The organism is Vreelandella maris (assembly GCF_013371085.1).
Taxonomy (GTDB): domain Bacteria; phylum Pseudomonadota; class Gammaproteobacteria; order Pseudomonadales; family Halomonadaceae; genus Vreelandella; species Vreelandella maris.
The window spans coordinates 1-1561 of the sequence record NZ_JABWCV010000074.1 but is presented as its reverse complement, the minus strand read 5'-3'; the positions used below and the strand labels follow the sequence as shown (position 1 = coordinate 1561).

At 55.8% G+C, this 1561-nt stretch carries 1 protein-coding gene; it reads left to right on the top strand.

Annotated features, from left to right (window positions below; genetic code table 11):
- Positions 1 to 95 precede the first annotated feature (95 nt).
- Entirely contained in the window at positions 96 to 1397 is a 1302-nt protein-coding gene (locus HUO07_RS21490) for an IS1380 family transposase (RefSeq protein WP_035565795.1), read from the top strand.
- Positions 1398 to 1561 lie beyond the last annotated feature (164 nt).

The window sequence follows — 1561 nt, the reverse complement described above, 5'->3', positions numbered from 1 at the left end:
CCCGGATTTCTCACAGGGTATAAAAGAAAGCGGCTGAAAGTGCTATGATTTCAAGAACCTAACCAATCCATCAAGCACCAACAGCCGCTTCCAAAATGGTACCTGAAAAGCTGACCTTCTCGCCACTCTCACGCCGCCAAATTGAAGCCGACTTCTCCGGGGGCCACATTACGTCGGACGCCGGATTACTCCTGCTTCGTGAAGTCGATAAACAGCATCGCCTGACACGCCGCTTGGCCGCCGTGCTTCATGATCCCCGCGCACCGGAACAGGTTCGTCATAAGCTCGACACTTTGGTTCGTCAGCGGGTGTTCGGTGTCGCCGCTGGCTATGAAGATTTCAACGACCATGAGGCCCTGCGCTATGATCAGGCCCTTCAGACAGCGCTCGGTGAAGAGGATACGCTGGCAGGCAAGTCGACGCTGTGCCGGGTGGAGCAGAACGCCGATCGGCAAGCAATAGTGAAGGCCCATGAGTTGCTGTGGCATCACTTCATTGAACAGCATGACGAACCACCAAAGGAGATCGTGCTGGACTTTGATGGCACCGACATCCCCGTGCATGGCGAGCAACCCGGCAAGTTCTTTAACCGTTATTACGATCACCACTGCTACTTCCCACTGTATGTCTTCTGTGGGCGCCACTTACTGGTGAGCTATCTGCGCACCAGTGACCGCAGCGACAGCCGCCATAGCTGGGCGATCCTCGCCTTACTGGTACGCTTTATCCGTCAATACTGGCCCGATACGCGCATCGTGTTACGAGGTGATAGCCACTTTTGTCGTCCCCGGATGCTGAACTGGTGTGATCGGCATCACGTCGACTACATCGTGGGAATCGCCAAGAACAGCCGGCTGCTCAAGGAAGTGGACGTCCCCATGATGCTGGTGCGCAAGACCCAATGGCAGGTGGGAGGGAAAGTAGCGGGGACGTTCCGCTTCCAGTATCAAGCCCACTCCTGGAAATACTCACGCTGGGTGGTGGCCCGCCTAGAAGAAGGCGAGTTAGGCTCTAATCCCCGGTTTATCATCAGTTCCCGTTACGATGATGGCTTCAAGCTTTACTACGAGCAGTACTGTGCCCGGGGTGACATGGAGAACCGGATCAAGGATCAACAACTGAGCCTGTTTGCTGACCGGACCTCCAGCACGCACTGGTGGGCCAATCAGTGGCGGCTGATCTTGTCGGGCTTCGCTTATACGCTGTTCGAGCGGTTACGGACTTATCTGAAGCACACGCCCTTCGCGCGCATGAGTCCGAGCAACCTGAGGCTCAAGCTCATCAAAGTAGGCGCGGTCATCATCCGCAATACGCGTCGAATCCGAGTACTCATGAGTGACAGCTACCCCTATAAAACGGCGCTATCCGATCTCGTCAGGCGGTTGGTTCCTAACTGACTGCTCGGGCGCCCCCGGCCCGAAGCAATGGGGGAAAGGGGGAAGTGTGTCTGAACGCCGGAAAGTGGTTAAAAAGTAGCCGATGTAAGTCGAGCCAGTAGGTGTTTAGCGGTGTTACAGCCTGAGTGCGGTACTGGCTGAGGTACTATGAGAAATCCAGGCTA

Bases quoted from the DNA above. Each gene is read 5' to 3' on its own strand.
- HUO07_RS21490 (WP_035565795.1), top strand. From the start codon at position 96: ATGGTACCTGAAAAGCTGACCTTCTCGCCACTCTCACGCCGCCAAATT.